At 68.9% G+C, this 24,899-nt stretch carries 24 protein-coding genes and 2 riboswitches; of the genes, 9 read left to right on the forward strand and 15 right to left on the reverse strand.

The window, feature by feature from the left end; all coding sequences use genetic code 11:
* Positions 1 to 15: 15 nt before the first annotated feature.
* The 4 genes from ribD to fabR all read right to left on the reverse strand — a co-directional run bounded on the left by ribD (position 16) and on the right by fabR (position 3,789).
* Entirely contained in the window at positions 16 to 1,092 is a 1,077-nt protein-coding gene (ribD, locus tag H149_RS0102660; protein WP_020648186.1) for a bifunctional diaminohydroxyphosphoribosylaminopyrimidine deaminase/5-amino-6-(5-phosphoribosylamino)uracil reductase RibD, read from the reverse strand.
* 46 nt (positions 1,093 to 1,138) lie between these two features.
* Positions 1,139 to 1,672, reverse strand: coding sequence for a transcriptional regulator NrdR (gene nrdR / locus H149_RS0102665; RefSeq protein ID WP_020648187.1), 534 nt, complete (start codon positions 1,670 to 1,672; stop codon positions 1,139 to 1,141).
* 29 nt (positions 1,673 to 1,701) lie between these two features.
* On the reverse strand, positions 1,702 to 2,979 hold the full coding sequence (gene glyA, locus H149_RS0102670; RefSeq protein ID WP_020648188.1) for a serine hydroxymethyltransferase: 1,278 nt from the start codon (positions 2,977 to 2,979) through the stop codon (positions 1,702 to 1,704).
* A 138-nt stretch (positions 2,980 to 3,117) separates the two neighbouring features.
* Positions 3,118 to 3,789, reverse strand: a complete 672-nt coding sequence (gene fabR, locus H149_RS0102675) for an HTH-type transcriptional repressor FabR (RefSeq protein WP_039747904.1) — start codon at positions 3,787 to 3,789, stop codon at positions 3,118 to 3,120.
* A 143-nt stretch (positions 3,790 to 3,932) separates the two neighbouring features.
* Between fabR and H149_RS19465 the strand changes: the two genes are divergently transcribed.
* From H149_RS19465 to H149_RS23735, 3 genes are read left to right on the forward strand one after another with little or no spacing between them, the layout of a single operon-like run.
* Positions 3,933 to 5,027 (forward strand): ferredoxin reductase, encoded by a 1,095-nt coding sequence (locus H149_RS19465; RefSeq protein ID WP_020648190.1) that lies wholly within the window; start codon positions 3,933 to 3,935, stop codon positions 5,025 to 5,027.
* Between the two features lie 38 nt (positions 5,028 to 5,065).
* Positions 5,066 to 6,148: a fatty acid desaturase family protein gene (locus tag H149_RS0102685; RefSeq protein ID WP_154654617.1), complete on the forward strand. Its 1,083-nt coding sequence runs from the start codon at positions 5,066 to 5,068 to the stop codon at positions 6,146 to 6,148.
* Between the two features lie 13 nt (positions 6,149 to 6,161).
* Positions 6,162 to 6,572 (forward strand): hypothetical protein, encoded by a 411-nt coding sequence (locus H149_RS23735; protein WP_020648192.1) that lies wholly within the window; start codon positions 6,162 to 6,164, stop codon positions 6,570 to 6,572.
* 674 nt (positions 6,573 to 7,246) lie between these two features.
* Here H149_RS23735 and nadA read toward each other — a convergent pair.
* The 4 genes from nadA to H149_RS19470 all read right to left on the reverse strand — a co-directional run bounded on the left by nadA (position 7,247) and on the right by H149_RS19470 (position 11,877).
* A complete protein-coding gene (gene nadA / locus H149_RS0102695; protein WP_020648193.1) occupies positions 7,247 to 8,344 on the reverse strand; it encodes a quinolinate synthase NadA in 1,098 nt (365 codons plus the stop codon).
* A gap of 79 nt (positions 8,345 to 8,423) precedes the next feature.
* A complete protein-coding gene (aspS, locus tag H149_RS0102700; RefSeq protein WP_026352783.1) occupies positions 8,424 to 10,208 on the reverse strand; it encodes an aspartate--tRNA ligase in 1,785 nt (594 codons plus the stop codon).
* A gap of 202 nt (positions 10,209 to 10,410) precedes the next feature.
* The gene (locus H149_RS0102705; protein WP_020648195.1) at positions 10,411 to 10,707 is read right to left on the reverse strand and encodes an FmdB family zinc ribbon protein; all 297 of its coding nucleotides are present in this window, start codon (positions 10,705 to 10,707) and stop codon (positions 10,411 to 10,413) included.
* 84 nt (positions 10,708 to 10,791) lie between these two features.
* The gene (locus H149_RS19470) at positions 10,792 to 11,877 is read right to left on the reverse strand and encodes a sensor histidine kinase (RefSeq protein ID WP_083930770.1); all 1,086 of its coding nucleotides are present in this window, start codon (positions 11,875 to 11,877) and stop codon (positions 10,792 to 10,794) included.
* A 126-nt stretch (positions 11,878 to 12,003) separates the two neighbouring features.
* Here H149_RS19470 and H149_RS0102715 point away from each other — a divergent pair, with 126 nt between their 5' ends.
* Positions 12,004 to 12,876 (forward strand): DMT family transporter, encoded by an 873-nt coding sequence (locus tag H149_RS0102715; protein WP_020648197.1) that lies wholly within the window; start codon positions 12,004 to 12,006, stop codon positions 12,874 to 12,876.
* Here the strand turns inward: H149_RS0102715 and H149_RS0102720 are convergent.
* Together H149_RS0102720 and icd are read right to left on the reverse strand one after the other, a co-directional pair.
* Positions 12,873 to 13,658: a competence/damage-inducible protein A gene (locus H149_RS0102720; RefSeq protein WP_020648198.1), complete on the reverse strand. Its 786-nt coding sequence runs from the start codon at positions 13,656 to 13,658 to the stop codon at positions 12,873 to 12,875. The genes H149_RS0102715 and H149_RS0102720 overlap by 4 nt on opposite strands.
* 49 nt (positions 13,659 to 13,707) lie before the next feature.
* Positions 13,708 to 15,471, reverse strand: coding sequence for an isocitrate dehydrogenase (NADP(+)) (gene icd, locus H149_RS0102725; protein WP_020648199.1), 1,764 nt, complete (start codon positions 15,469 to 15,471; stop codon positions 13,708 to 13,710).
* Between the two features lie 156 nt (positions 15,472 to 15,627).
* On the opposite strand from icd, the gene H149_RS0102730 reads away from it, so the two are divergent.
* On the forward strand, positions 15,628 to 16,173 hold the full coding sequence (locus H149_RS0102730; RefSeq protein WP_020648200.1) for a DJ-1 family glyoxalase III: 546 nt from the start codon (positions 15,628 to 15,630) through the stop codon (positions 16,171 to 16,173).
* A gap of 63 nt (positions 16,174 to 16,236) precedes the next feature.
* Here the strand turns inward: H149_RS0102730 and grxD are convergent, their stop codons facing one another.
* Positions 16,237 to 16,563: a Grx4 family monothiol glutaredoxin gene (gene grxD, locus H149_RS0102735; protein WP_026352784.1), complete on the reverse strand. Its 327-nt coding sequence runs from the start codon at positions 16,561 to 16,563 to the stop codon at positions 16,237 to 16,239.
* A gap of 172 nt (positions 16,564 to 16,735) precedes the next feature.
* On the opposite strand from grxD, the gene H149_RS0102740 reads away from it, so the two are divergent.
* The 4 genes from H149_RS0102740 (at position 16,736) to nadC (ending at position 19,952) form a co-directional block, all read left to right on the forward strand.
* Positions 16,736 to 17,311 (forward strand): superoxide dismutase, encoded by a 576-nt coding sequence (locus H149_RS0102740; RefSeq protein ID WP_026352785.1) that lies wholly within the window; start codon positions 16,736 to 16,738, stop codon positions 17,309 to 17,311.
* A 79-nt stretch (positions 17,312 to 17,390) separates the two neighbouring features.
* Positions 17,391 to 18,293 carry an ornithine carbamoyltransferase gene (gene argF, locus H149_RS0102745; protein ID WP_020648203.1) on the forward strand — a complete coding sequence of 301 codons (903 nt, stop codon included), beginning with the start codon at positions 17,391 to 17,393 and terminating at the stop codon, positions 18,291 to 18,293.
* 108 nt (positions 18,294 to 18,401) lie between these two features.
* A complete protein-coding gene (locus tag H149_RS0102755; protein ID WP_020648204.1) occupies positions 18,402 to 19,061 on the forward strand; it encodes a DedA family protein in 660 nt (219 codons plus the stop codon).
* 36 nt (positions 19,062 to 19,097) lie between these two features.
* Complete coding sequence (gene nadC / locus H149_RS0102760) at positions 19,098 to 19,952, forward strand: carboxylating nicotinate-nucleotide diphosphorylase (RefSeq protein ID WP_020648205.1); 855 nt, start codon at positions 19,098 to 19,100, stop codon at positions 19,950 to 19,952.
* A gap of 10 nt (positions 19,953 to 19,962) precedes the next feature.
* On the opposite strand, the gene H149_RS0102765 is transcribed toward nadC, so the two are convergent.
* The 4 genes from H149_RS0102765 to H149_RS19475 form a co-directional block, all read right to left on the reverse strand.
* Positions 19,963 to 21,093: an aminotransferase class V-fold PLP-dependent enzyme gene (locus H149_RS0102765; protein ID WP_020648206.1), complete on the reverse strand. Its 1,131-nt coding sequence runs from the start codon at positions 21,091 to 21,093 to the stop codon at positions 19,963 to 19,965.
* 106 nt (positions 21,094 to 21,199) lie between these two features.
* Positions 21,200 to 22,492 carry a D-amino acid dehydrogenase gene (locus H149_RS0102770; protein WP_020648207.1) on the reverse strand — a complete coding sequence of 431 codons (1,293 nt, stop codon included), beginning with the start codon at positions 22,490 to 22,492 and terminating at the stop codon, positions 21,200 to 21,202.
* A gap of 52 nt (positions 22,493 to 22,544) precedes the next feature.
* Positions 22,545 to 22,653, reverse strand: a riboswitch (glycine riboswitch).
* Positions 22,654 to 23,022: 369 nt separating this feature from the next.
* Positions 23,023 to 23,118: riboswitch (glycine riboswitch) on the reverse strand.
* A 110-nt stretch (positions 23,119 to 23,228) separates the two neighbouring features.
* Entirely contained in the window at positions 23,229 to 24,005 is a 777-nt protein-coding gene (gene murI / locus H149_RS0102775) for a glutamate racemase (RefSeq protein WP_020648208.1), read from the reverse strand.
* Entirely contained in the window at positions 24,002 to 24,895 is an 894-nt protein-coding gene (locus tag H149_RS19475) for an alpha/beta fold hydrolase (protein WP_020648209.1), read from the reverse strand. The genes murI and H149_RS19475 overlap by 4 nt, the downstream gene beginning before the upstream one ends.
* Positions 24,896 to 24,899: the final 4 nt, after the last annotated feature.

Here is a 24,899-nt window from a genome sequence, read left to right on the forward strand (position 1 = left end):
CCTTGCGTGGGGCCTTCAGGGCCGGGGGCGCAGCGTGAGGCGCAGGTCGGCGCCGACCGCGCGCGTCTCGACGAATTCCAGCGCGATGCGCTGCGACAGCCGCGCCAGGCCCGGCAGGTACGCGAACGGGCGCGCGTCGTGGCCGAGCAGCGTCGGCGCGACGTAGGCGACGATCTCGTCGACCAGGCCATGCAGCAGGGCCGCGCCGGCCAGCCGCGGCCCGCATTCGAGCAGGATCTCGTTGACCTCGGCGCGCGCCAGCGCCGCCAGTGCCGCGTCGAGCTGCAGCGAGCCGTCGGCGGCGCGCGCCACGTTCAGCACCTCGACGCCGTCCGGCACTTCGCGCGGCGCCACGCCGACGACCCAGAAGCGCCGCGCCTCGCCGTCCCAGACGCGCGCCGTCGGCGGCACGCGCGCGGTCGAGTCGAGGACGATGCGGTCGGGCTGGCGCCGGCCGGGCGCCGTCTCGTCGCCGTCGGCCATCGGCAGACGCACCGTCAACTGCGGATTGTCGGCCATCACCGTCGCCACGCCGGTCATCACCGCACCGGCCGCGGCACGCAGGCGGTGCACGTCGGCGCGCGCCGGCGCGCCAGTGATCCACTGGCTCTCGCCGCTCGCCATCGCCGTGCGGCCGTCGAGGCTGGCGGCGAGCTTGAGCGTCAGCCACGGCCGCGCGCGCCGCATCCGCGACAGGAAGCCGCGATTGAGGCGCTCGGCGTCGGCGGCGAGCAGACCGGTCTCGACCTCGATGCCGGCGGCGCGCAGCCGCGCGATGCCGCCGCCATCGACCTTCGGATTCGGGTCGGCGGTCGCGACCCAGACCTTGCCCACGCCGGCGGCGACCAGGGCGTCGGCGCACGGCGGCGTGCGGCCGTGATGGGCGCAGGGCTCGAGCGTGACGAACACCTCGGCGCCGCGCGCCCGTGCGCCGGCCATGCGCAGTGCGTAAACCTCCGCGTGCGGCTCGCCGGCACGCAGGTGCGCGCCCTCGCCGACCACTTCGCCGTCGCGGACGATCACGCAGCCGACGCGCGGATTCGGGTGCGTCGTGTAGACGCCCTGCTCGGCGAGCCGCAGGGCTCGCGCCATGTGCCGCGCCGCGTCAGCCGGAGTCATGGATGGAGAAGACCGGCGTTCAGCCGGACTTGCCGCGACGGCGGGCGGCCGTCGCGTCGGCTTCGAGCAGCGGCAGTTGCGACTTGCGCTCCTCGGCGCTCGGCTGCGCCTGCAGGCGCTCGATTTCCTCGCGGAAGGCGTTGACGTCGGAGAACGCGCGATAGATCGACGCGAAGCGCACGTAGGCGACGTGGTCGAGGTCGCGCAGCTCCTCCATCACCCACTCGCCGACCTGGCGCGACGGCACTTCGCGCTCGCCCGACGCGCGCATCTTGCGCATGACGTTCTCGACAGCGTGATCGACCATCTCCGGCGACACCGGTCGCTTGTAGATCGCGTGGCCGATGCCGGCGCGCAGCTTGTCCTCGCGGAACGGCTCCGGATCGCCGCTGCGCTTGACGACATTGGGCATCGACAGCTGCGCGCGCTCGAAGGTCGTGAAGCGGCCGCCGCAGCGCTCGCATTCACGGCGGCGGCGCACCTGCGCACCGTCCTCGGCCAGACGCGAATCGACGACGCGGGTATCCGGCGCCTTGCAGAACGGACACTGCATCGTCGTCTATTCCCTTGCGGACCGTCGGCTCAGGCGCGCCGGCCGTAGACCGGGAAGCGCGCGCACAGCGCCTCGACCTCGCCGCGCACGCGCGCGACGACCGCCTCGACGTCGGCGGCCGCCGACATCGCGTCGACGATGTCGGCGATCCAGTTGGCGACGGTGGCCATCTCGGCCTCCTTGAAACCGCGCGTGGTCGAGGCCGGCGAGCCGAGACGCAGGCCCGAAGTCACGAACGGCGACTTCGGGTCGTTCGGCACCGAGTTCTTGTTGACGGTGATGTGGGCGCGGCCGAGCGCGGCCTCGGCGTCCTTGCCGGTCACGTTCTTGGCGATCAGGTCGAGCAGGAACAGATGGTTGTCGGTGCCGCCGGAGACGACCTTGTAGCCGCGGTCGAGGAAGACCTGCGCCATCGCCCGGGCGTTGGCGACGACCTGCTTCTGGTAGACCTTGAAGCTCGGGTCCAGCGCTTCCTTGAAAGCGACGGCCTTGGCGGCGACCACGTGCATCAGCGGCCCGCCCTGGATGCCCGGGAACACCGCCGACTGGAACTTCTTGTTGAAGTCCTCGGACTGGCCCTTGGCCAGGATGATGCCGCCGCGCGGACCGCGCAGCGTCTTGTGCGTGGTGCTGGTGACGACGTGCGCGTACGGCAGCGGGCTCGGATACTCGCCGGCGGCGACCAGGCCGGCGACGTGCGCCATGTCGACCCAGAAGTAAGCGCCGACCTTGTCGGCGATCTCGCGCATGCGCTTCCAGTCCTTGACGCGCGAGTACGCCGAGAAGCCGCCGATCAGCAGCTTCGGCTTGGTCTCCAGCGCGATGCGCTCCATCTCGTCGTAGTTGATCAGGCCGGTCTCGATATCGAGGCCGTAGGGCACGATCTTGTACTGCTTGCCGGAGAAATTCGCCGGATTGCCGTGCGTGAGATGGCCGCCCTGCGCGAGGTTCATGCCCATCACGGTGTCGCCCGGATTGACCAGGGCGAGGAAGATCGCCGCGTTGGCCTGCGCGCCGGAGTGCGGCTGCACGTTGGCGTAATCGCAGTCGAACAGCTGCTTGAGGCGCTCGATCGCCAGCTGCTCCGCGATGTCGACGAACTCGCAGCCGCCGTAGTAGCGCTTGCCCGGATAGCCTTCGGCGTACTTGTTGGTGAGCACGCTGCCCTGCGCTTCCATGACCGCCGGGCTGGCGTAGTTCTCGGAGGCGATCAGCTCGATGTGCGCCTCCTGGCGGCCGGCTTCCTTGACGATGGCAGCGTTCAGTTCAGGATCGAATTCGGCGAGACGCGGGGCGCGTTCGAACATGGGCGGGAGTCCCTCGGCGGGCAAAGGATTGAAGATGGAGACGACTTTGGGGGCGCGTATTCTACCCGAGCCCCAAGCGCTTGGGGCTCGCGCCCCGGCAGCCCGCAATCGGTAGTAAGGCTTAGGGGAAGCCGCGGCTCAGGGCGCGCCCGGCTCGGCGCGCCATTGCTCGGCGCCGAGGAAGATCAGGCGCAGCTGGCCGACGAAGTTGGCCTCCAGCTCGCGCGCCAGCTGCGGCTGCTCCGGCGGCAGGTCGAGGATGTCGCTGGCCGCGTTGAGCATGGTGTTGACGACCAGGCTGCAGATCATCTCCAGCGTCTCGCTCGGCAGGTCCGGCCGAAAGCCGAGCTGCCGCAGGTCCTGGGCCATCTCGCGCACGAAGTGGCCGACTTCGGTGCGGATCGCCTGGCGCATCGCCGGCGAGCCGCCGCTGCGTTCGCTGGTCGCGGCGCGGAACTGGCGCGGATGGGCGCGCACGTACTGCAGGTAGATCGCCACCGAGTGGCGAATGATGTCGTGCGTCGGCACCCCGCCCTTGCGCGCCTCGCGCAGCAGGCGACGCAGCGTCAGCCCGCACTCCTCGACGAGCGCGAGGCCGAGTTCGTCCATGTCGCGGAAATGCCGGTAGAACGCCGTCGGCACCACGCCGGCCTCGCGCGTCAGCTCGCGCAGGCTCAGGCTCGGAAAGCTGTGCCCGCGGCTCATCAGCGTCAGCGCCGCGTCGAGCAGACGCTCGCGCGTCAGCTGCTTGCGCGCGCCGCGGCCGAGCGGTTCGCCGTCGAGCGGAACCGGGCGCGAAGGTAGTTTCATCGCCATGTTCACAGCATAACAGCCTTTTGCAGCATGGACTTACGCTTCACATCTCGATGAGATCACGTTTTCAGTGAACACTTGTTGACATTGGATGATGGCATCGGCAGGATGTGTGCACACTTGTTCACAGAGCCGCGCCCATGCCCTCCGCCGCCCCGCTGCCACTGCTGCGCCGCGCCGCCGACCGCGTCCTGCGCGCGTCCTGGCTGCATCCGCTGAACGACGTCGACGCGCTCAACGATCTGCTCGGCCGGGTCGATCCGCGCTGGTCGCTGACCGAGATCCGCGCCGAACTGGTCCGCCGCGAGCCGGAAACCGACGAGGTCTGCAGTTTCTGGCTGCGCCCGAACCACCTGTGGCCGGGCTTCGCCGCCGGCCAGCATCTCAGCGTGCAGGTCGAGATCGACGGCGTGCGCCAGCAGCGCTGCTACAGTCTCAGCTCGGACCCGGCCGAACCGCGCCTGCTGCGCCTCACCGTCAAGCGCCATGACGGCGGCCGCGTCTCGCGCTGGCTGCACGAGCGCCTGCAGCCGGGCGACATCGTCACGCTGAGCGCGCCAGGCGGCGACTTCATGCTGCCGGCGCGCCTCGAACATCCGCTGCTGCTGATCGGCGCCGGCAGCGGCATGACGCCGCTGCTCTCGCTGCTGTATGCGCTGCGCACGCGCGCGCCGCAGGCCGACGTCGTGCTGCTGCAGGTCTGCCGCAGCCCGGCCGACGAACTGTTCGCCGGCGAACTGCAGGCGCTGGCGCGCGACTGGCCGGGCCTGCATGTGCAGGTCTGGCATACGGCGCAGCGCGGCCGCCCCGACGCGGCGACGCTGCTGGCCGGCATTGCCGACGCCGCCGCGCGCGAAACCTATGTCTGCGGCCCGGCGCCGTTCATGGCGGCGATCGAAGCGCAGCGGCAGGCCCTCGGCGCGAGCGCGCCGCTGCATCTGGAACGCTTCGGCCTGCCGCCGCGCGCGCCGGTCGACGGCGCTGCCGCCGACGTGCGCTGCGCCCGCTCGGAACGCGCCTTCGCGGCGGCACCCGGCACGGCCCTGCTGGCCGCCGCCGAAAGCGCCGGGCTCAGGCCCGCGTACGGCTGCCGGATCGGCATCTGCCACACCTGCCTGTGCCACAAGCGCAGCGGCAGCGTCGAAAACCTGGTGAGCGGCGAGCGCAGCGACGGTGACGAATGGATCCGCCTCTGCGTCAGCGCCGCCCGCAGCGATCTCGAACTCGACCTTTGAATCCGATGACCACCCTCTCGAAGTCCATGGAGAAGCGCATGAACGCCGCCAGGCCCCGCCTCAGCCGCACCCAGGTCGCCGCGCTGCAGGCCGAACTCGACGCCGTGCGCGACAGCGTGATGAGCACGCTCGGCGAACGCGACGTCGCCCATATCCGCAAGATGATCCGTCGCGCGCGCGGCAGCGCGATCGCCGGCCGCGCGATGATCGGACTCGGCTTCGATCCGCTCAGCTTCGCCGTCGGCGTCGCCGCGCTCGCGCACGCCAAGATCGTCGAGAACATGGAGATCGGCCACAACGTCATGCACGGCCAGTACGACTGGACCAACGATCCGGCCCTGAACTCGCTGCGCTACGAATGGGACAACGTCTGCGACGCCGGCATGTGGCGCCATTTCCACAACTACGAGCACCACACCTACACCAATATCCTCGGCAAGGACCGCGACTTCGGCTACACGATCCTGCGCCTGTCGGACGAGCAGAAGTGGCATCCGTTCTTCCTGTTCCAGCCGCTCTGGAACGCGATCCTGGCGCTCGCCTTCGAGTTCGGCGTCGGCGGCCACGACATCCAGGTCGAGCGCCTGCTGAACGGCACGATGAGCTGGCAGGAATTCAAGGCGCGCTCGAAGCCTTTCCATCGCAAGATCCGCAAGCAGCTCGCCAAGGACTACGTGCTGTTCCCGCTGCTGACGTTCTGGAACGCGCCACGCGTGCTGCTCGGCAACCTGCTCGCCAACCTGATCCGCAACCTGTGGTCGTACGCGATCATCTTCTGCGGCCATTTCCCGAATGGCACCGAAGTGTTCAGCGAAGAGGAAACGCAGAACGAGACGCGCGGCGACTGGTACGTACGGCAGATCGTCGGTTCGGCGAACATCGAGGGCAGCCGCACGTTCCATATCCTCAGCGGCCATCTGAGCCACCAGATCGAGCACCATCTGTTCCCGGACATGCCGGCACATCGCTACGCCGAGATCGCGCCGCAGGTTCGCGACATCTGCGCCAGGTACGGCCTCGCCTACAACACCGCAAGCTTCGCGCGCCAGTACGGCACGGTGCTGGCCAAGGTGTTCCGCCATGCGTTACCGTCGCGGCGCGCCACCCCGGCGTTCGCTTGAGGCTCGACCCGCCATGAAGACGCTGCAGCGCCTCGAACTGCTCAAGGATCTCGTGCAGCAGGCCGTCGATCGCGGCGCGACCTCGGTCGAAGCCGTCCACCAGCACATCGCGGCGCTGCCGTTCGAGATGCTGGAGAAGTCCGGCCTGCTCGATGACGACAAGCTCAAGCTGAAGGAAAAGCAGCAGCGCACGATCGGCGCGGTCTACGACGCGATCCGCCGCGTCAACCAGCAGATCGGCCAGCTGCTGTCCGACCAGTTCGAACTCGTCGAGGACGGCGCGCACATCAAGCGGGTGCTCGACGAACAGGCGCAGCCAGCGCCCAAGCCGGTACCGAAGCGAAAACCGGCCGCGAAGAAGCGCGCCCCGGCAAGCAAGGCACACAAATCAGGCGCCAAGACCAAGAAGCCGGCCGCTTCCTGATCGGGGTTTTCCTGATCAGGCCTTTCCTGATCGGACTTTGGATTTCGCGCTGACGCGCGCCCTACTTCTCTTTGCTTGTGCAAAGAGAAGTAGGCAAGAGAAACACACCCCTGGCTTACGCGCCGGCCCTCGCAGTAGCTCGGGCGTTCGCCGGGGCGGATGTCCACCGGACATCCGCAAACCCCCGGCTCACCCTGCGATGCTCGCCGGCCCGGCCGGCGCTGAAACTCGCGGTGCTGCGCACCGCTCAAACAGTCAGCGCCGGACAGCCCCGGACCGGCTGCGCTTCTCGGCGCTACGCAAAGGGGACCCAAAAGAAAGCAGCAAAGCGTCCTCGCCACTGCGTTCTGCGGTTGCCTTTGCCGTACGGGTCCCCTTGGGCCGCACCGAGCAGCGCAGCGCGCGCAGGGAATGGCCGGCCAGGACGGCCGGCCAAGTCGCCGCCGCGGCAGGGATGCCGCGTCGGCGACGGTCCCGAGCACGTGAGCAGCACAGGGCACTTCGCGCAGCGAAGTGCGGCCCCAGGGGTGTGCTTTCTTTTGCTTACTTTTCTTTGCACAAGCAAAGAAAAGTGAGGCGCGCGTCAGCGCGAAATCAAATGCCCGATCAGGAAGAAACGCGACGAAGGGCGCGCAGACGAAAGCGCACCGGCCCACCCTCCCGAACCGTCGCGCTCAGTCGACGACCTCAAGCATCAAATCGAGCGCCGCGCGCGCCGGCTTCGCGACCTCTTCCGGCACGCGGATACGGTTGACCGTGTTGCCGGCGACGAGGTTGTCGAGCGTCCAGGCCAGATGCTGCGGATCGGTGCGGAACATCGTCGAGCACATGCACACGGTCGGCGACATGAACTCGACCGTCACGCCCTTGTCCTTCATTTCGTCGGCGAGGCGGTTGACGAGATTGAGCTCGGTGCCGACCAGCCAGTGCTCGCCCGGCGCCGACGCCCGCACCACGCGCAGGATGTACTCGGTCGAGCCGACGTAGTCGCTCGCCTCGCAGACCGCGAGTGCGTTCTCCGGATGGCTGATGACCTTGCCGTGCGGCACGCGCTGGCGGAAAGCGTCAATGTGCGCCGGCTGGAACATCTGGTGCACCGAGCAGAAGCCACGCCACAGGATCATCTTCGCGGCCTTGATCTGCTCCGGCGTATTGCCGCCGAGCGGCTTGGTGAAATCCCAGACGATCATCTGCTCGAGCGGGATGCCCATCTTCTTCGCCGTGTTGCGGCCGAGATGCTGGTCGGGGAAGAACAGCACTTTCTCGCGGCGCGCGAAGCTCCATTCGAGCACGGCGCGGGCGTTGCTCGACGTGCAGACGATGCCGCCGTGGCGGCCGCAGAAGGCCTTCAGGTCGGCCGCCGAATTGATGTACGTGACCGGCGTGACGAGCTGGTCCGGATCAAGGATCTCGGACAGCTCGGCCCAGCACTTGTTGACCTTGACCAGATTCGCCATGTCGGCCATCGAACAGCCGGCGGCGAGGTCCGGCAGGATCACCGTGCGCTTGCCGTCGGTCAGGATGTCCGCGACTTCGGCCATGAAGTGCACGCCGCAGAACACGATGAAATCGGCATCGGTCTTCGACGCCAGCTGCGAGAGCTTCAGCGAGTCGCCGGTGAAATCGGCGTGCTTGAAGACCTCGTTGCGCTGGTAGTGATGGCCGAGGATGCAAAGGCGCTTGCCGAGGATCTGCTTGGCGGCGGCGATGCGGGCATCGCACTCGCCGTCGTCGAGCAGGTTGAATTCGTCGATTTTCAGAGCCGCTGCCATCTCACACCTCCATCTGCCTGTCCCGCGCCGCGATTCCGCGACACAGCGGCCGCGGCAAGGCGCGGCCGCTGCCGGCGCTTCACGAACCCGGCGCTTCCTTCGGCTGCACCGTCGAGCGAATGCTCAACTCGCGCAGCGAACGTGCGTCGACCTCGCTCGGCGCCTGCGTCAGCGGGTCGAACGCGGTCTGCGTCTTCGGGAACGCGATCACCTCGCGGATCGACTGTCCCCCGGCCATCAGCATGACCAGGCGGTCGAGACCGAGCGCCAGGCCGCCGTGCGGCGGCGCGCCGTACGACAGCGCTTCGAGCAGGAAGCCGAACTTCTCCTGCTGCTCCTCGGCGCCGATGCCGAGCAGGTCGAACACCGCCTGCTGCACGTCCGGCGCGTGGATGCGCACCGAGCCGCCGCCGATCTCGACGCCATTGAGCACGATGTCGTAGCCCTGCGACAGCGTCGCGCCCGGATCGGCGCGCAGCGCGGCGGCGTCGAACGGCTTGGGCGCGGTGAACGGATGGTGCAGCGAGACCCAGCGGCTGTCGTCCTCGTCCCACTCGAACATCGGCCAGTCGACGACCCACAGCGCGCGCCAGCCGCCCGCGGTCAGGCCGAGATCGTTGCCGATCTTCAGGCGCAGCGCGCCGAGCGCGTCGCTGACGACCTTGCTCTTGTCGGCGCCGAAGAAGATCACGTCGCCGGTCTGCGCGCCGCTGCGTTCGAGGATGCCGGCGAGCGCCGCATCGTGCAGGTTCTTGACGATCGGCGAGCGCAGACCATCGCGGCCCTTGGCCTTGTCGTCGACGACGATGTAGGCCAGACCGCGCGCGCCGTAGATCTTGACGAACTCGGTGTACTTGTCGATTTCGCCGCGCGACAGCTTGGCGCCGCCCGGCACGCGCAGCGCCGTGACGCGGCACTTCGGATCAACGGCCGGCGCCGCGAAGACCTTGAAGTCGACGTCGGCGACCAGGTCCTTGACGTCGACCAGTTCGAGCGGATTGCGCAGGTCCGGCTTGTCCGAGCCGTAGCGGCGCATCGCCTCTTCGTAGCTCATGTGCGGCAGCGTGCCGAGATCGACGCCGAGCACGCCCTGGAACAGATCCTTCACCAGGCCTTCGATCAGGGCCATGATCTGTTCCTGCGTCAGGAACGAGGTCTCGACGTCGAGCTGCGTGAATTCCGGCTGGCGGTCGGCGCGCAGGTCCTCGTCGCGGAAGCAGCGCGCGATCTGGTAGTAGCGATCGAGCCCCGACATCATCAGCAGCTGCTTGAACAGCTGCGGCGACTGCGGCAGCGCGAAGAACTTGCCGGGGTGCGTGCGCGAGGGCACGAGATAGTCGCGCGCGCCTTCCGGCGTCGCCTTGGTCAGGATCGGCGTCTCGACATCGACGAAGCCGTTGGCGTCCATGAAGTCGCGGATGCGCTTGATGACGTCATGGCGCAGGCGCAGGTTCTTCTGCATCTGCGGGCGGCGCAGGTCGATGTAGCGGTACTTCAGGCGCGTGTCCTCGCCGACGGTCTCGTCGTCGAGATGGAACGGCGGCGTTTCGGCGCGGTTCAGCAGCTCGATGTCCTTGGCGAGCAGTTCGACCTTGCCGGTCGCCAGGTTGGCGTTCTCGGTGCCGGCCGGACGCGGGCGGACGCGGCCGCTGATTTTGACCACGTATTCGGAGCGCAGCTTGTCGGCCGCGGCGAAGGCTTCCTGCGTATCCGGATCGAACACGCATTGCAGCAGACCTTCGCGATCGCGCAGGTCGATGAAGATCACGCCGCCATGATCGCGACGGCGATGCACCCATCCGCAAACGGTAACGGTCTGGCCGGTCAGGGCTTCGGTGACTTGGCCGCAGTAATGGCTACGCATCGATGATTTCGTGGAGATTCCGCCCCGGGCGGAACGTATGGCGTGGATGGAGGCAGACCGTTCGCGAGGGACGGCGCCCGCTTAGGGCCGCGTAGTGTAACCGCGCCCCGCGGCATCGGCCACGCGCGGACGCCGCGCCACGCAAGGCGGCGCCGGTCGCGATCGACCGGCGCCGCCCGTCATCGGATCGGCAACAGGCCGCTCAGGCGGCGGCGCTCTTGGCCGCGCAGGCCGGCTGGCCGCAGCCGCCCGGCGCGCAGGATTCGGCGGTGGCCGAGCTGCCGCCACTGCTGTCGCCGGCGAGATTCTTCTTGCTGCCCGACTTGAAGTCGGTCTCGTACCAGCCACCGCCGCTGAGGCGGAAGCCCGCGGCCGACACCTGCTTGACCAGATTCGGCTTGCCGCACTCCGGACAGACCGTCGCCGGCGGATCGGAAATCTTGTGCATCACTTCGGTATCGGCGCCACAGGCCGTGCAGTGATAGTCGTAAATCGGCATGACAATCCTTGAGCGTAAGAGGCCCGGTCCGTGGATGGGGCCGGGGCGCGTATTTTCAAGAAGCGTGCCGCCGCGGTCCAGCGATCAGCGGCCGGGTTCGCGACTGGCCAGGCGCGAGCGCTGCGGCAGCAGCAGGTGGATCTGCGCGCCGCCGACATGCGGCTCGGCCCAGATGTCGCCCTCGTGATGCGCGGCGATCTTGCGGCAGATCGCCAGGCCCATGCCGGCGCCGCTGAACTGGTCCTGGCTGTGCAGGCGCCGGAACGGCGCGAAGACGTGGTCGATCTGTTCGGCGGGAATGCCGATGCCGTTGTCGGTGATCGTCAGGCGCCAGTCGTCATTCTGGCGACGCGCGCGGATCGTCACGCGCGGCTTCTGGCCGGGCGGCTGGAACTTGAGGGCATTGCTGATCAGGTTCTGGAACAGCTGCGTCAGCAGCGTATGGTCGGCGCTGATCGCCGGCAGGTCCGGCGCGACGATCTCGGCGCCACTGCGCTCGATGTCGCTGGCCAGCTGCTCGCAGGCCTGGCGCACGGTGTCGCCGAGCGGGCGCTCCTCGATCTTGGCCTCGCGCCGGCCGATGCGCGACAGCTGCAACAGCGCGTCGACCAGCTGCTGCATCTGCTGCACACCCTGCGTCATGTAGCGCAGATAGGCGCGGCCGTCGTCGTCGAGGGTGCCGCCGTAGCGCTGTTCGAGCAGGCGGGCGAAGCCCTCGATGTTGCGCAGCGGGGTCTGCAGATCGTGCGAGGCGGCGTAGGCGAACTGCTCGAAATCGGTCGCCGAACGCCGGTAGTCGGCCAGCGCGTGGCGCAGGTGCTGCTCGGCCGCCTCGCGCAGCAGCAGCTCCTCGCGCAGCTTCTCGACCGTGCTGTCGGTGGCCGGCGGCTCGGCGGCGCCGATCGTGCCGATCCAGTGCGCGGCGAGCATGCCGGCGCAGCCGATCAGCAGCACCAAGCACAGCGTCAGCAGCCAGGGCATGTTGAACTGTCCGCCGCTGAGCAGCAGCGAAGCGCCGGTCGCCAGCAGCAGCGCCATCAGCAGGCCGCGCTCCCAGGATAGAGGCCGCGGCCGTGCGGTCCACCATGACAGCGCGGCGGCGGCAGCGGCGAGCGCGCAGGCGGCTGCTGCCAGACCGTGCGCGAGAAAGGGGGCGTCGAAGAGTTTCATGCTTCCGGCATCGGCCACTCATGCCGGACCCTGCCGGCGACGTCTGCTTGATCGTAAAATTCTGCGGCCCGTCGCTGCCGGCCGCTCTCCGCTCATCCGGCCAATACCGCCGTTCACCGTCTCCCCATGCGCAACGATCTCCGCCGCGGCGCCCTGCACGCCCTGCTCGCCGCGGCCGCCTTCTCGGTCACCGGCGTCTGCATCAAGGCGGCGGCGGCGACGACACCGAACGAGATGGTCGTGTTCATCCGCTGCTTCGTCAGCCTGCTCGCGCTGCTGCCCTGGCTGCTGCGCCGCGGACGGTCGGCGGTGCGCACCACCCGGCTCGGCGGCCATCTCTGGCGCTCGGCCTTCGGCGTCGCGGCAATGTACTGCTTCTTCTACGCGATCGCCGCGCTGCCGCTGGCCTCGGCGATGCTGCTGACGTACTCGACGCCGCTGTGGCTGCCGTTCATCGCCTGGGCCTGGATCGGCGAACGCCCGCCGTGGATCGCACTGCCGGCCGCCGTCATCGGCCTCGCCGGCATCGCCCTCATCGTCAGGCCCGGCGCCGGCGGTTACGGCGGCCTCGGCTGGGCCGGTCTGATCGGACTGGGGTCCGGCCTGCTCGCCGCCTGCGCGATGGTCAGCATCCGCCGCATCTCGGATTCCGAACCGGCCGAGCGCATCGTGTTCTATTTCGCGCTGATGGCGACCGCGATCTCCGCCGTCCCGCTCGTCTGGGCCTGGCAGACGCCGACCCCGCACGCGCTGGCACTGCTGATCGGCGCCGGCATCGCCGCGACCGTCGGCCAGCTGCACCTGACGCACGCCTACGCCTGGGCGCCGGCGGCACGCATCGGCCCGTTCACGTACTTCTCGGTGCTGTTCTCGGCGGCGCTGGCCTGGCTGCTCTGGGGCGAACGCCTCGACGGCTGGGCAGCGCTCGGCGCGCTGCTCGTCATCCTGACCTGCGTGCTGGTCAGCTGGCGCCCGGCGCCGCCGGTCGTCGCCAGCTAGCCGTTGCCGCCGGGCATTTGAGGCGGCGGCGCCAGCGCCTCGACGCGCAGATCGGCGAAGCGCGTGAGCCCGGCGAGGAAATGCCGATAGGCGTCCGCGGCCAGTGCGCGCGCGCCCTTGAAGCCGAACTCGATGTGGCGCGGACGCTCCGGGCTGCCGCGCGACGGCAGGCTCGACAGCTTGATGCCCGGATAGCGCGCGAGCGTCTCCTGCATCAGCGGCAGCAGGTCGCCCTCGCCGCTGGTGCCGATCGCGCGCAGGCGGAATTCGACGTCGGGCTCGGCGCGGTGCAGCGCGCGCAGCGGCCCGTCGAGCACCCATTCGAGCATCGGCCAGGCCATTTCGGGAAAGCCGGGCACGAAGTAGCAGCGGCCGATCGAGAAACCGGCGACCCGGTTGACCGGATTGGGGATCAGCGCCGCGCCCTGCGGGAAGTCGGCCATCAGCACGCGGTTCGGCCGCGCCGCCGCGCCGTACTGGTCGACGATCAGCGCCTCGGCCTCGCGATGGCGCACGATCGGCACGCCGAACGCGCGCGCCGCCGCCTGCCGCGTGCAATCGTCCGGCGTTGCGCCGATGCCGCCGCAGGACAGCAGCGCATCGCCACGCGCCTGCGCGGCGACGATCGCCTCGGCGATCGCGGCTTCGTCGTCGCCGAGAAAGCGCGCCCACGACAGCTCCATGCCGCGCGCGCGCAACAGCTCGATGACGCGCGCGAAATGGCGATCCTGGCGCTTGCCGCTGAGGATTTCGTCGCCGATCACCAGCAGGCCGACGCTCATGCGCGCCCTCCGGGCGGCGAAAAGCGCAAGGCATACGCAGTGGGGCGGATCATTCGGCGGTCCATGCGTATTTTTCGAAGGCGTTGAAGATGTCGGTCTCGGTGACGATGCCGATGATCCGGCCGCCCTGGGTGACGGTCAGGCGGCTGAAATTGGCATCCGAGATCTTCGCCGCCGCGTCGCGGATGCTGGTTTCCGCCGGCACCGAGACGACCGGCCGCGTGCAGACCTCGCCGACGCGCGCGGTCGCCGGGTTCTTGCCGGCGCGCACCAGCTTGGCGACGATGTCGCGCCGCGTGAGGATGCCCCACTCGCCGGCCCCGTTCGGCTCGACGACGACGGAGCTGACGTCGTTGTCGGTCATCAGATGCATCGCCGCCTCGACGCTCTCTTTCTCGGAGACCGTGATCAGCGAACGCGTCATCAGGTCGGAGACGGTGGTCGGCAGGCGGCCGGTGTCGATCATTTCCTCGAGCGGCTGCAGCAGGCGGCGGATCTCGCGCTGCTTGCGCTCCTTGGCGAGCTGCGCCTGCTGCGCGCGGCGCCGGGCTTCGAGATCGACGCCGCCTTCGATACGCTCGATCAGCGCGTCGGCGAACTGCGAAGTGCCGACCTCGGTCGCGCCGTCGATCTGGCGCGCGAAGTCGTAGGTGACGATGCCGTCCGACACCACTTCCGGATAGACCAGGGTGATCAGGTCCGCGGCCTCCTTCCAGCCCATGTACTCGAGCATCATCACGCCCGAGAACAGCAGCGAGCCGGGATTGACCTTGTTGAGGTTGGCGTACTTCGGCGCGGTGCCGTGCGTGGCCTCGAACACCGCGACGAAATCGCCGATGTTGGCGCCCGGTGCAATGCCGACGCCGCCGACCTCGGCGGCGATCGCGTCGGAAAGATAGTCACCGTTGAGGTTCATCGTCGCGATCACGTCGAACTCGTCGGGCCGCAGCAGCATCATCTGGAACATGATGTCGGCGATGCGGTCCTTGATGACGATCTTGCCCTCCGGCTGCTTGCCCTTGTACTCGGCGTAGAGCTGCTCCTCGGTGATCGTGACGTTGCCGAACTCCTCGCGCGCGACCTCATAACCCCAGTTGCGGAACGCGCCTTCGGTGAACTTCATGATGTTGCCCTTGTGCACCAGGGTCACCGATTCGCGGCCGTTGTCGATCGCGTACTGGATGGCCTTGCGCACGAGACGCTTGCTGCCGAAGGCCGAGATCGGCTTGACGCCGAGGCCGGCGCCGTCGAAGAACTTGGCCTTCAGTTCGTCGCGCAGGAATTTGGTGAGCTTGTCGTTCTCGGCCGAGCCGGCCTTGTATTCGATGCCGGTGTAAACGTCCTCGGTGTTCTCGCGGAAGATCACCACGTCGACCTTGCCCGGATTCTTCAGCGGACTCGGCACGCCGGCGTAGTGGCGCACCGGCCGCACGCAGGCGTAGAGATCGAGATCCTGGCGCAGCGCCACGTTCAGCGAGCGGAAGCCGCCGCCGACGGGCGTGGTCAGCGGCCCCTTGATCGAGATCACCAGATCGCGCAGCGCGGCGATCGTCTCGTCCGGGCAATAGTTGCCGTCGTAGAGACCGGCGGCCTTCTCGCCGAGGAAAGCCTCGCACCAGTGGATCCGGCGCTGGCCGCCGTAGGCTTTCTCGACCGCCGCATTCCAGATGCGCAGGCAGGCCTTGGTGATGTCGGAGCCGATGCCGTCGCCTTCGACGTAGCCGATGATCGGCTGGTCGGGAACCCGCAGCTTGCCGTCCCGGATGGTGACTTTCTCGCCCGACGCGGGCAGCTGGATATGACGGTAGGTCATGGGACTCTCGCGCTCCTGTGCTGATTCCGGATGTGCCTCACGAGCCGTTTGTCGAAACGATTTTACGCCCGTTATGCTGGCCTCGGCGAACCGCGGAACCTACCATCGGAAGCGCGCCGCGCGCCGGCGTCACGCTTCGCACACTGGAGAACAACAATGAATGTCCTGGTCCCGATTGCCGAAGGATCCGAGTCCCTGGAGACCGTCGCCATCGTCAACGTCCTGCGCCGCGGCGACGTCGAGGTCACCGTCGCCGCGATCGGCAAGAGCCGCACGGTCCACGGCACGCGTGACATCGTGCTGCACGCCGACGCGCTGTTCGAAGACGTTGCGCAGCGCACGTTCGACGCCATCGTGCTGCCCGGCGGCGATGCCGGCGCGCGCGCGCTCGGCGCGCATGCAGCGCTGATCGAGAAGCTCAAGGAACAACGCATGGCGCACCGCTGGTTCGGCGGCATCTGCGCGGCGCCGGCGCTGGCACTGGCGCCGCACGGCCTGCTCGACGGCAAGCAGGCGACCTGCTACCCCTCGTATCGCGAGGCCCTGCTGCACTGGGTCGACCAGCCGGTGGTCGCCGACGGCCACTGCATCACCAGTCAGGGTCCGGCGACGGCGATCGCGTTCGGCCTCGGCCTGCTCGAAAAGCTGGCCGGCAGCGCGCGCCGCCACGAGGTCGCCGCGGCGATGCTGGCCGAAGCCTGAAGCAGCCGCCGTCGCAAAAAAACGCCCGCTCGAAGCGGGCGTTTTTTCTTGAAACCGCGCGGCTCAGGCCGCCTTCTTGCCGACCGCCTCGGCGAGCATCTTCTGCAGTTCGCCGCTCTGGTACAGGTCGAGCGTGATGTCGCAGCCTCCGATCAGCTCACCCTTCACGTACAGCTGCGGGAACGTCGGCCAGTTGGCGAACTTCGGCAGGGCCCGGTAGACCTCTTCGTCCTCGAAAATGTTGACGAAGGCGAACGGCACGTCACAGGCCTTCAGGGCCTGCACGACGCGCGCCGAGAAGCCGCACTGCGGAAAGTCCGGCATCCCTTTCATGTAGACAATGATCGGGTTATCAGTGACTTGCTTCTTGATTCGTTCCAATGCATCCATGTCTCTCTCCGACAAGAGGAGTTCAAACGGCGGCGGATTATACGCATGCCCGCTGGCGCCCGCTGCCCGACGCCGTCTCGCTATTGAATTCGCTGGTGGTATTCGCCTATGTTGTCGAGCCCCACGAGCCAGTAGGCGCTTCGCGCTGAACCAGCACAAGAGGAATAACACAATGGCTTTGACCCTCCCCGAGCTTCCGTACGCCCGCGACGCACTCGCGCCGCACATGTCCGCAGAAACGCTCGATTTCCATTACGGCAAACACCACAAGGCCTACGTCGACAACGGCAACAAGCTGATCGCCGGCACCGAATTCGAGAACATGCCGCTCGAGGACATCGTCAAGAAGTCCTCCGGCAAGATCTTCAATAACGCTGCGCAGGTCTACAACCACAACTTCTTCTGGAATTCGCTGACGCCGAGCCAGAAGGCGCCGGGCAAGAAGTTGACCGACGCTTTGGTCAAACAGTTCGGCGGCATCGAAGATTTCAAGAAGCAGTTCACCGAAGCGGCGATCGGCCAGTTCGGTTCGGGCTGGGCCTGGCTGGTGCAGAACGCCGACGGCACGCTGGCGATCACCACGACCGCCAACGCCGACAACCCGCTGACCAAGGGTCTGAAGCCGCTGCTGACCTGCGACGTCTGGGAACACGCCTACTACATCGACTACCGCAACGCGCGGCCGAGCTTCCTCGAGCATTTCTGGGCGCTCGTGAACTGGGAATTCGTCGAGAAGAATCTGGGGTAAAATCCTCAGCCGATGGGGTTGAAGGCCGCGCTTGCGCGGCCTTCGCCGTTTTTTGTTGTGCGGAAACGAGAGAGCCGCCATGCCGCGTCACCTGCTGAAACTGTCCGATCTTGCGCCGGCCGAAGCCCGGCAGATCGTCCTGCGCGCGAGCGCGCTCAAGCGACAGGCGGACAGCGGCTATCGGCCCTTCGTCGGCAAGACGCTGGCGATGATCTTCACCAAGAACTCGACGCGCACGCGCGTCAGCTTCGAGGCCGGCATGGCGCGCTTCGGCGGCCACGCGCTGTTCCTGGCCGCCGGCGCGACGCAGATCGGCCGCGACGAGCCGCTGCGCGACACCGCCCAGGTCCTGTCGCGCATGTGCAGCGCAGTCATGATCCGCAACGATTCGCAGCGCGATCAGGAAGAGTTCGCGGCGCACTCGCGCGTGCCGGTCATCAACGGTTTGTCCGACTTGCACCATCCGTGCCAGCTGCTTGCCGACCTGCAGACCTGGTTCGAGCATCGCGGCGATCCGCGCGGCAAGGTCGCGGCCTGGATCGGCGACGGCAACAATGTCTGCCATTCGTTCATCGAAGCCGCGACGCTGTTCGGCTTCACGCTGCGCATCGCGGCGCCGGCTGGCTATCAGCCGGACGCCGCCGTGATGGGCGCGGCCGGCGATGCCGCGCAGCTCGCCGACTCGCCGGCCGCCGCCGCGCGCGGTGCCGACCTGATCGTCACCGATACCTGGACCAGCATGGGCCAGGAAGCCGAGCAGCAGAAGCGCCTGCAGGCTTTCGCCGGCTATCAGGTCGACGCGGCGCTGATGCAGCTGGCCAAGCCCGATGCGATCTTCCTGCACTGCCTGCCCGCGCATCGCGGCGAGGAAGTCGCCGCCGAGGTCATCGACGGTCCGCAGTCGCTGATCTACGACGAGGCGGAGAACCGGCTCTGGGCGCAGATGGCACTGCTCGAATTCCTGTTCGGCATCGCCGCCTGAGCATGACCGCGCCCGCGGCCCGCAACGGATCGGGACACCTGCCCGATCCGCGGCAGATCGGCGCCGCGCTGCGCTTTCGCCGCTGCTGAAGCGCCGCCGGCATCGCCCGTGGACCTGCTCGACCCGCTGCTCGCGTTCTTCACCGACAACGGCTATCTGGCCGTCTTCGTCGTGCTGCTGGCCTGCGGCTTCGGCATGCCGATTCCGGAGGACATCACGCTGGTCGCCGGCGGCATCATCGCCGGCATCGGCGACGCCAATGTCCATCTGATGTGCCTGGTCGGCCTCGCCGGCGTGCTGTCGGGCGACGCCGTCATGTTCTGGACCGGCCGTCACTTCGGCGAGCGCGCGCGCCAGCTGCGCTGGGTCTCGTGGCTGCTGACCCCGAAGCGCTATGCACGCATCGAGGCGCTGTACCGCCGGCACGGCAACCGCCTGATGTTCATCGCCCGCTTCCTGCCCGGCCTGCGCACGCCGATCTATCTCACCGCCGGCATGACGCGGCGCGTGCCGTTCTGGCGCTTCCTGATGCTCGACGGCCTCGCGGCGCTGATCAGCGTGCCGCTATGGGTCTATCTGGGTTACTTCGGCGCCGAGAACCACGAATGGCTGCTGCTGTGGATCCGGCGCAGCAAGACCGCGCTCGCCATCATCCTCGCGCTCTTCCTCACCCTGCTGCTGGTCTACGTCTGGCGCCGCCGCACGCGCCGGCAGCGCCTGTGCCGCGAGCGCGAGGCGCGCCGGCAGCGGCGCCAGCCGGCCTCGTAGAATCGCCTGCCCGCATTTTCCAGCCGTTCACTGCCCATGACCGCTCCGACGCCTCCGACCGACGTATCCGCGACCGTACAGCGCGCCCTCGCCGAGGACATCGGCAGCGGCGACGTCACCGCCCGCCTCGTGCCGGCGGAACAGACCGCGAGCGCGACCGTGATCTCGCGCGAGGCCGCGGTAATCTGCGGCCGTCCCTGGGTCGACGCCGTGTTCGCCGCACTCGACCCGACGATCGCGATCCGCTGGCTCGTCGCCGAAGGCGAACGCGTCGTCCCCGATCAGCGCCTCTACGAGTTGCACGGCCCGGCGCGAGCGTTGCTGACCGGTGAGCGCACGGCGCTGAACTTCCTGCAGACGCTGTCCGGCACCGCGACCGCGGTGCGCCAGTACGTCGACGCCGTGACCGGCACCGGCTGCAAGATCGCCGACACGCGCAAGACCCTGCCCGGCCTGCGCAATGCGCAGAAGTACGCGGTGCTCTGCGGCGGCGGCATCAACCACCGCATCGGCCTCTACGACGGCATCCTCATCAAGGAAAACCACGTCGCCGCCGCCGGCGGCATCCGCCAGGCGATCGCCAATGCCCGCGCGCTGAACGCCGGCGTGCCGCTGATGACGGAAGCCGAGGATTTCGATCAGGTGCAGGCCGCGCTGGAGGCCGACGTCGACCTGCTGCTGGTCGACGACTTCACGCTGCCGCAGATCCGCGAGGCCGTGCAGCTGACGCGCGCGCACCGCGCGCGCGGCGGCCGGACCGTCATCGAATATTCGGGCGGCGCAACGCTGGAGACGGTCCGCGCCATCGCCGAATGCGGCGTCGACCGCATCGCGATCGGCGCGATCACCAAACACGTGCGCGCCGTCGACCTGTCGATGCGCTTCGCCTGAGCGGCGCCGCTCAGGCGCGCAGCGCGCGCACCGCCGCCTCGAAGCGCTGCACTGCGCCGTCGACATCGGCAAGCTTGTCGAGCCCGAACAGGCCGACGCGGAAGCTGCGGAAGCCTTCGGGCTCGCCGCACATCAGCGGCACGCCGGCGGCCGTCTGCAGGCCGAGCGCGGCGAAGCGGCGGCTGCTGCTGATCTCGACGTCGTCGGTGTAGGCGACGACCACGCTCGGCGCCTCGTAGCCCTCGGCGGCGACGCTCGGATAGCCGTGCCGCGCGAGCACCGCGCGAATCTGCGTGCCAAGCGCCCACTGCGCCTCGCGCAGCGTCTCGATACCGGCGGCCAGCGTCTTCTGCATCGCGTCGCGCAGCGTCAGCAGCGCATCGGTCGGCATCGTCGCGTGGTAGGCGTGGCCGCCGTCCTCGTAGGCCTGCATGATCTGCTGCCACTTCTTCAGGTCGGCCGCGAAACTGGTGCTGCGCGTCTGCTCGAGGCGCCGCCGCGCCTCGGCGCCGAGCATGACCAGCGCCGCGCACGGGCTCGCCGACCAGCCCTTCTGCGGCGCCGTCAGCAGCACGTCGATGCCGCAGGCCTGCATGTCGACCCAGATCGCGCCGGACGCGACGCAATCGAGCACCAGCAGGCCGCCGTGCGCGTGCACGGCCGCGGCGGTGCGACGCAGGTAATCGTCGGGCAGGATCAGGCCGGCCGCGGTCTCGACGTGGGCCAGAAACACGACGTCCGGACGCTCGCGCGCGATCGCAGTTTCGAGTTCGTCGATCGACGGCGGCGCGAACGGCGACTTCGGCGCGTCGGCGACGGCGGACGCGCAAAGCACGGTCTCGCGCGACGGGATGCCGCCCATTTCGAAGATCTGCGACCAGCGGTAGCTGAACCAGCCGTTGCGCACGACCAGGCAGTGCCGTCCCGAACCGAACTGGCGCGCGACCGCCTCCATGCCGAAGGTGCCGCCGCCCGGCACGATGGCGACGGCATCCGCCTGGTAGACCGACTTCAGGGTCGCCGAGATGTCGCGCATCGCCTGCTGAAAACGCTGCGACATGTGATTGGTCGCCCGGTCGTTGAAAACGACCGAGTACTCGAGCAGGCCGTCCGGATCGACCGACGAAAAGAAGCGCGACATCTGCTGACTCCCGCGGGTTCGCAGCCCGTCTGGTGAGGGGGGGAGGCGGCATTGTAGCCGCCCCCACCTCCCCGCCCGCCGCGCCGGACGGCGGAACGCGGCCGCGCTAGGCGGCAGCGACGCTCAGCGTCGGCTTGCGCTCCGGCAGACCGCAGAACGCGAAGTCGCAGTCGGGGCGGCGGCCGTCGATGATGTCGGCGATCGCGCGGCCCGAGCCGCAGCCGTGCGTCCAGCCCAGCGTGCCGTGACCGGTGTTGAGATACAGGCCCTCGACCTTGCTGCGGCCGATGTACGGCACGTTGCCCGGCGTCGCCGGACGCAGGCCGGTCCAGTGCTGCGCCAGTTCCGCACGGCTCAGGCCCGGGAAGACCTGCAAGGTGCGCTGCACGATCGCCTCGCAGCGCACCCGGTTGAGTGCCATCGAATAGCCGTCGAACTCGGCGGTGCCGGCGACGCGCAGGCGATCGCCGAAGCGCGAGAACACCAGCTTGAACTCGTCGTCGGTCAGGCTCGCGGTCGGCGCCAGCGCCGGTTCGAGCACCGGCAGCGTGATCGAATAGCCCTTCACCGGATAGATATCGAGCGCGACGCCGGCGGTGCGCGCGAGCTGCGGGCTGAAGCTGCCGAGCGCCAGCACGTAGGCGTCGGCCTTCTCGACCTGGTAGGCGCCGGTCTCGTCGGCATACTCGACGCCGAGCATGCGCCCGCCCTCGGCATGCAGGCGCTGGATGCGCACGCCATAGCGGAACTGCACGCCGCGCTCGGCGCAGCGCGCCGCCAGTCCGGTCGTGAACTTGTGCACGTCGCCCGATTCATCGGCGCTGGTGTAGGTCGCGCCGGCCAGCTGCGAGCGGATCTGCGCCAGCGCCGGCTCGATGCGGACCACCTCGTCGGCGTCGATCACGCGCCGCTCGCAGCCGATCTCGCGCATGATGCGCGCCGGCTCGATCGCCAGATCGAATTCCTTGGCGCTCGTGTAGTAGTGCAGGATGCCGCGCTCGAGATGGTCGTACTCGACACCGGCCTCGACGCGCAGCGCCTGCAGGCTTTCGCGGCTGTAGGTGCCGAGGCGCACGAGCTGGATCATGTTGTGCGTCGAGCGCCTGGCGCTGCACTCGCGCAGGAACTTCATACCCCAGGACCACTGCGTCGGATCGGCGCGCAGGCGGAACAGCAGCGGCGCGTCTTCCTTGCCGAGCCAGCGCAGCATCTTGCCCGGCGCCGACGGATTGGCCCAGGGCTCGGCGTGGCTCACCGAGATCTGGCCGCCGTTGCCGAAGCTGGTCTCGCGCGCCGCGCCGGCATTGCGTTCGAGCACCACCACCTCGTGCCCGGCCTTCGCCAGATACCACGCCGAGGCCACGCCGATCACGCCGGCGCCCATCACGATCACTTTCATCTCAAGCTCCAAAGAAAATGGTGAGGCAGCGCGGCGACTCGCACCACGCAACCGAAACCCCACTGTCCTTTTGCCTGAGAGATTCACCGCACCCCGACGCGGCTTGCCCCTTCGGCGGCCGCTCGACCGTTGCCGGCGCGGCGCTCTCCAGTTTGTGTGCTGCTTCCAGTATCGAGGCCTGAGCGTTTCGGGTCTGCGCCTTCGGCAGCGCGGCCCCGACGGCAGGGCGCGCGCGTTCTCCTGGGTTTACCACGCGAGGGTATGGATGAGTGCGTGAAATGGCCGCCAGCATCGACCGACCGCGATCGCCGCGCGCGCACGCGCTGCAGGCGATCTTTCTTCGACGATGGCACGGCGGGCCGAAGCCCGAATCCTCCTCTGTCCCGGACGCGAAACGACACCGCAACCCCGCTATACGAGGCAACCGGCGCCGCTCCCGCTGTCCTGGGGCCTGAAAGATTCGGCACGCCGCGGACGGCGACCTTGCTTCTTCGGCGGACCCGCTCGCGCGGATCACTCTTCAGACGGCAAACAGCGACGCAGTACAGGGACCTGAGCGTTTATGGGAGTTTGCGCCTTCGGTGGGCCGCCGCTCCTGCCGGCTGCCGCTCTCCTGCGTGGCTGGGTGAAATGTCCTGCCACCGGCAGGCCCGAAGCGGGCCGCAAGCGGCCAATCATTCGAGCACTCAGCATGCCACACGCGACCGCGGTCGCGCACGCCCCAGGCTCGCCGACCTCAGCCGGCGAGCAGGCGTTCGATCACCGGCCCGACGCGCGCCACGTCGCCGCTGCTGCGCCAGTCGACGCGCCCCGCCTGGGCCTCGGGCGCCAGCAGCCCCTCGCGCTCGAGCACGCGGCGCGCCTGGCGGGCGACCGCCGCGCCGGTATCAAGCAGCGTCACCGCCGGCCCGGCGATCTCGGCGATGGCCGGCCGCAGGAACGGATAGTGGGTGCAGCCGAGCACCAGCGTATCGGCGCCGTCGCGCAGCAGCGGCTCGATGTAGCGACGCAGCAGCGCGCGCAGCGCCGGACTGTCGAGTTCGCCGCGCTCGACGAATTCGACCAGGCCCGGACAGGGCTGGGTGATGACGCGCACGCCGTCGCCGTGCTCGGCCTGCAGGCGCAGAAACTTGTCACCGGCCAGCGCCGCGCCGGTCGCCAGCACGCCGACCACGCCGCTGCGCGTCTGTCGCACCGCCGGCTTGATCGCCGGCTCGATGCCGACGAAGCTCAACGGATAGGTCGCGCGCAGCTGCTCGACGGCGGCGATCGTCGCCGTGTTGCAGGCGACGACGATCAGCTTGGCGCCGGCGGCGAGCAGCTCGTCGGTGATCGCGAAGGCGCGCGCCGCGATCTCGATCGCCGGCTTGCCGCCGTACGGGCAATGACCGCTGTCGGCGTAATAGATGAAATGCTCGTGCGGCAGCTCGCGGCGCAGCTCGCGCAGCACCGACAGGCCGCCGACACCCGAATCGAACACGCCGATCGGCGCGGCCGTGCGCCCGGCGCTCACTCGTCGCCTCCGGCTTCGGCGATCGCCGCGACTGGCGGCGGCGAATGCGGATGCGGCGCCAGATCGCGCGGCCGCAAGCGGCGACCGTCGCGCGGCCGCGCCGGCGCCGCACGCGCGCGCAGGAAGCGCCCGACCAGCTCGTTGAAGATCTCCGGCCGCTCGGCCGGCAGCGCGTGATGCGCACCCGCGACGATGTGCAGACGCGCGCAAGGCAGCGCATGCGCGAAGCGCACCGTCTCCTCGCGCGTGAAGAAATCATGCTCGGCGCCGACCACCAGCACCGGCATGCGCAGCTGGCCGAGCCGCGGCAGCACTGACCAGCGGCCGAGCGCCGCCAGCGCCGAGAGATAGGCGTAGCGCGTGTTGCGCGCGCCGCGCGCGATGCTCTTGCGCCGCGCTTCGGCCTGATCGCGGCCGGGATACATGCGCGTCGCCCCGATGCGCGACAGGCGCGCCGGCCCGAGCAGGCCCATCACCAGCCAGCGATAGCCGAATTCGAGATGGTGGCGCAGCGTCTGCGGCCGGAACATCGGCATGCTGTTGGCGATGACCAGGCGCTCGACGCGGCCGCCGCCGTCGAGCGCCAGCTGCTGGGCGATCGCGCCGCCCATCGAATGCCCGACCAGCGCGAAGCGCTCGACACCGAGCGCGGCGAGCAGCGTGGCGACGTCACGCGCCAGCCGCCGGATCGTGAACAGGCGCCGGCCGTGACCGCTGGCGCCGAAACCGCGCAGATCCGGGGCGATCACGCGGTAGTGCTGCGCGAAATGCCCGATCTGGTGCTCCCAGTCGAGATGGCTGCCACCGAGGCCGTGCACCAGCACCAGCGGCGGGCCGGAGCCCGCCTCGGCGTAGTGCATGTCGAAATCGTCAACGCGTAGCTGCGGCATCGCG

Source organism: Solimonas variicoloris DSM 15731 (genome assembly GCF_000382285.1).
Classification (GTDB): domain Bacteria; phylum Pseudomonadota; class Gammaproteobacteria; order Nevskiales; family Nevskiaceae; genus Solimonas; species Solimonas variicoloris.

Bases quoted from the DNA above. Each gene is read 5' to 3' on its own strand.
- ribD (WP_020648186.1), bottom strand. From the start codon at position 1,092: ATGGCGCGAGCCCTGCGGCTCGCCGAGCAGGGCGTCTACACGACGCAC.
- nrdR (WP_020648187.1), bottom strand. From the start codon at position 1,672: ATGCAGTGTCCGTTCTGCAAGGCGCCGGATACCCGCGTCGTCGATTCG.
- glyA (WP_020648188.1), bottom strand. From the start codon at position 2,979: ATGTTCGAACGCGCCCCGCGTCTCGCCGAATTCGATCCTGAACTGAAC.
- fabR (WP_039747904.1), bottom strand. From the start codon at position 3,789: ATGAAACTACCTTCGCGCCCGGTTCCGCTCGACGGCGAACCGCTCGGC.
- H149_RS19465 (WP_020648190.1), top strand. From the start codon at position 3,933: ATGCCCTCCGCCGCCCCGCTGCCACTGCTGCGCCGCGCCGCCGACCGC.
- H149_RS0102685 (WP_154654617.1), top strand. From the start codon at position 5,066: ATGAACGCCGCCAGGCCCCGCCTCAGCCGCACCCAGGTCGCCGCGCTG.
- H149_RS23735 (WP_020648192.1), top strand. From the start codon at position 6,162: ATGAAGACGCTGCAGCGCCTCGAACTGCTCAAGGATCTCGTGCAGCAG.
- nadA (WP_020648193.1), bottom strand. From the start codon at position 8,344: ATGGCAGCGGCTCTGAAAATCGACGAATTCAACCTGCTCGACGACGGC.
- aspS (WP_026352783.1), bottom strand. From the start codon at position 10,208: ATGCGTAGCCATTACTGCGGCCAAGTCACCGAAGCCCTGACCGGCCAG.
- H149_RS0102705 (WP_020648195.1), bottom strand. From the start codon at position 10,707: ATGCCGATTTACGACTATCACTGCACGGCCTGTGGCGCCGATACCGAA.
- H149_RS19470 (WP_083930770.1), bottom strand. From the start codon at position 11,877: ATGAAACTCTTCGACGCCCCCTTTCTCGCGCACGGTCTGGCAGCAGCC.
- H149_RS0102715 (WP_020648197.1), top strand. From the start codon at position 12,004: ATGCGCAACGATCTCCGCCGCGGCGCCCTGCACGCCCTGCTCGCCGCG.
- H149_RS0102720 (WP_020648198.1), bottom strand. From the start codon at position 13,658: ATGAGCGTCGGCCTGCTGGTGATCGGCGACGAAATCCTCAGCGGCAAG.
- icd (WP_020648199.1), bottom strand. From the start codon at position 15,471: ATGACCTACCGTCATATCCAGCTGCCCGCGTCGGGCGAGAAAGTCACC.
- H149_RS0102730 (WP_020648200.1), top strand. From the start codon at position 15,628: ATGAATGTCCTGGTCCCGATTGCCGAAGGATCCGAGTCCCTGGAGACC.
- grxD (WP_026352784.1), bottom strand. From the start codon at position 16,563: ATGGATGCATTGGAACGAATCAAGAAGCAAGTCACTGATAACCCGATC.
- H149_RS0102740 (WP_026352785.1), top strand. From the start codon at position 16,736: ATGGCTTTGACCCTCCCCGAGCTTCCGTACGCCCGCGACGCACTCGCG.
- argF (WP_020648203.1), top strand. From the start codon at position 17,391: ATGCCGCGTCACCTGCTGAAACTGTCCGATCTTGCGCCGGCCGAAGCC.
- nadC (WP_020648205.1), top strand. From the start codon at position 19,098: ATGACCGCTCCGACGCCTCCGACCGACGTATCCGCGACCGTACAGCGC.
- H149_RS0102765 (WP_020648206.1), bottom strand. From the start codon at position 21,093: ATGTCGCGCTTCTTTTCGTCGGTCGATCCGGACGGCCTGCTCGAGTAC.
- H149_RS0102770 (WP_020648207.1), bottom strand. From the start codon at position 22,492: ATGAAAGTGATCGTGATGGGCGCCGGCGTGATCGGCGTGGCCTCGGCG.
- H149_RS19475 (WP_020648209.1), bottom strand. From the start codon at position 24,895: ATGCCGCAGCTACGCGTTGACGATTTCGACATGCACTACGCCGAGGCG.